Below are 2,063 nucleotides of genomic sequence, written 5' to 3' on the forward strand. Positions count from 1 at the left end.
GGACGCCAACATGAAGCCGGTGATGTTCGCGGCAGTGCGCCGCGGGCTGCTGATGGAAGAGCTGGTGCGCTCGTCGGGCGACGAGGAGATGCGCAACGAGATGTTCATCTGCGGCGTGTTCTCGCTGCTCGACCGCATGTTCAAGCAGCCGTTCGCCGATCTGATGAAGACGATCCCGGTGCCCGAGCGCGTCTACCAGGCGCTGGTCGACGGCACCGGCCCGTACCAGCCGTACTTCGACCTGGTGCAGGCGGTGGAGCATGAATCGCTGTACGACTTCCGCACCGCGGCCGACACGCTGATGCTGAGCGTGAGCGAGATCAATCGGGCGGTGCTCGGTGCCCTGACCTCGGCCTCGCAGATCGAGTAGGAGCGAGCGGGGGAGGTTGTTCCGAAAGATATGCAAACATTGACTTTTGCATAAATATTGCAACATACTGGCGGCCCATGCCGCCTCTCTCGCCTTCCACTCACGAGCAGGCTGTCCTCCAGCTGGCCAGGCAGCGTCCGCTGCTTCGCGCGCGTGACCTGGCCGAGCACGCGCTTCCCACCGTTGTCCTGAGCCGGCTGGTTGCCGCTGGCAAGCTTGAACGAATCTCGCGCGGCGTCTACAGCCTGCCGGCGCGCAAACTCAGCGAGCATCGCTCGCTGGCCGAAGTCAGCCTGCGCGTGCCGCAGGGTGTTGTCTGCCTGTTGTCCGCACTGCGTGTGCATGGCATCGGCACGCAGGCCCCCTTCGAGGTCTGGGTCGCCATTCCGCATCACTCGCCGACGCCTCGCCTGGATCAGCCGGCGTTGCGCGTCGTGCGCATGTCGGGGCAAGCGTTCACCGAAGGCGTGGAGCCCCTCGTGATCGACGGCGTGAAAGTGCCGGTCTTCAACCCTGCGAAGACGGTTGCCGACTGCTTCAAGCACAGGAACAAGATCGGCATCGACGTCGCGATCGAGGCGCTGCGCGATGGGTGGACCCAACGCAAGCTGACGATGGATGCCATCTGGCACTACGCGAGCATCGACCGTGTCGCCAACGTGATGCGCCCCTATCTCGAAAGCGTCTCCGCATGAGCCGAAACGTGGCTGCCTCCGTTCGCGCTCGCCTGAAGCAGCATGCCGATGCGGCGAGGGAAGACTTCAATCTCACGCTGACGCGCTATGGGCTCGAGCGCCTGCTGTACAGGTTGTCGGTCTCGACGCATGAGCCCGACTTCCTGTTGAAGGGCGCCCTCCTGTTCTCGCTGTGGTACGACCATCCGCACCGCCCCACGCGCGACGCAGACCTGCTGTCGTTCGGCCCGAGTGACATCGGCTCGCTCGTGGCGAATTTCCGGCAGATCTGCGGCATCGAGTTCGACGACGGCCTCGCGTTCGATGCCACGGCGATCAAGGGCTCCGAGATCCGCAAGTCGACCGGATACGGCGGCGTGCGCGTCGACATTCCGGCCCGGCTGGACGGCGCGCGCATCGCACTGCAGGTCGACGTCGGCTTCGGCGATGCCGTGACACCGGCGCCCGAGGTGGTCCGGTACCCCCTTCTGCTCGATGACCTGCCGGCCCCCCACCTGCGTGCGTATCCGAAATACACGGTCGTTGCAGAGAAATTCCACGCGATCTGCCTGCTGGGCATGACGAACACGCGGATGAAGGACTACTTCGACCTGGACGTGCTGCTGCAGGGCGATGAACTCGATCCGGGCGAGTTGCGCAGAGCGATCGAAGCCACGTTCGAGCGCCGAAAGCTGGCGATGCCCACCGAGTTGCCGGTCGGATTGAGCGACACTTTCGCGGCCGACGCCACGAAGCAAATCCAGTGGAAGGCCTTCCTGAAGAAGAATCGCCTCGACCGTGACGAGTTGACCGATCTGGTTGCTCGCCTGCAGAGGCAACTCCGTGTGACAGGGGTCATTTGATGTTCGATCCCCAGGCCTTGCGCCAACTCCTCGACGTGCTGTCCGACGCCGTGCTGGTGCTGGACCGCACGGCGCGCGTCGTCTTCGCCAACACGGCAGCGCTGCGGCTGATCGCCGGCGAGCCGGCGCGGCAGCTGGCGCAGCTCGGGCCGCTGC

The 2,063-nt window shown here is 64.9% G+C and carries 3 protein-coding genes and 1 pseudogene; all 4 read left to right on the forward strand.

Going from position 1 to position 2,063, the window contains the following annotated elements:
* Positions 1–370: pseudogene (locus AC1DXV_RS34095) on the forward strand (EAL and HDOD domain-containing protein); the annotation flags it as partial.
* Between the two features lie 77 nt (positions 371–447).
* Positions 448–1,065: a type IV toxin-antitoxin system AbiEi family antitoxin domain-containing protein gene (locus tag AC1DXV_RS34100; RefSeq protein WP_477866429.1), complete on the forward strand. Its 618-nt coding sequence runs from the start codon at positions 448–450 to the stop codon at positions 1,063–1,065.
* A complete protein-coding gene (locus AC1DXV_RS34105) occupies positions 1,062–1,907 on the forward strand; it encodes a nucleotidyl transferase AbiEii/AbiGii toxin family protein (protein ID WP_477866437.1) in 846 nt (281 codons plus the stop codon). Before AC1DXV_RS34100 ends, AC1DXV_RS34105 begins: the two co-directional genes overlap by 4 nt.
* Positions 1,907–2,063, forward strand: a 157-nt coding sequence (locus AC1DXV_RS34110; RefSeq protein WP_477937981.1) for a PAS domain-containing protein, incomplete at its 3' end; no start/stop codon positions are given. The genes AC1DXV_RS34105 and AC1DXV_RS34110, both read left to right, overlap by 1 nt.

The sequence above is a fragment of the Rhizobacter sp. P3_C12 genome (assembly GCF_056402735.1).

What these genes read in the sequence shown, in the direction of transcription:
- AC1DXV_RS34100 (WP_477866429.1), top strand. Translation starts at nt 448, where the DNA reads ATGCCGCCTCTCTCGCCTTCCACTCACGAGCAGGCTGTCCTCCAGCTG.
- AC1DXV_RS34105 (WP_477866437.1), top strand. Translation starts at nt 1,062, where the DNA reads ATGAGCCGAAACGTGGCTGCCTCCGTTCGCGCTCGCCTGAAGCAGCAT.